This window comes from Clostridium pacaense (assembly GCF_020709765.2).
Lineage (GTDB): Bacteria > Bacillota > Clostridia > Lachnospirales > Lachnospiraceae > Enterocloster > Enterocloster hominis.
Genome location: NZ_JAJFEB020000075.1, coordinates 1 through 422 on the forward strand (window position 1 = coordinate 1; position 422 = coordinate 422).

A 422-nucleotide genomic window follows, 5' to 3' on the forward strand; every position below is an offset into this window, starting at 1 on the left:
GGGGAGGTGAGAGTGAGGACGGGGGAAAGGGGAGGGGGGGGAAGAGGGGGGGAGGGGGGAGGAAGGGGAAGGGGGGGGAGGGAGGGAAAAGGGGGAGGGGGGAGAAGAAGAGAAAGAAGAAGAAGGAGAAAGGGAGGGGGAGGAAGGAGAAAGGAAAAAGGGAGAGGAAAGGGAAGGAAGGGAGGGAGAGAAGGGGGAAGGAGGGAAGGGAAAAGGGAAGGGAAAAGGAGGAAGAGGGAGAAAGGAGGAGGAAAAGGGAGGGAAAAGAAGAAAAGGAAGGGAAGGGAAAGAAGGAAAGAGGGAAGAAAGGAAGAGAAGAGAGGAGAGAGGGGGGGGAGGGGGAAGGAGAGGGAGAGAGGGAAGGGAGGGAGGAAAGGGAGGAATCATAGCCCAGTGCGGATACGGCCGGGATGATGTCTTCC

Annotated in this window: 1 protein-coding gene; it reads left to right on the plus strand. The window is 58.5% G+C overall.

What is annotated here, in order from left to right; translation table 11 throughout:
- Positions 1 to 389: hypothetical protein (locus tag LK536_RS58530; RefSeq protein ID WP_506092305.1), on the plus strand; the 389-nt coding region annotated here is incomplete at its 5' end.
- Positions 390 to 422: the final 33 nt, after the last annotated feature.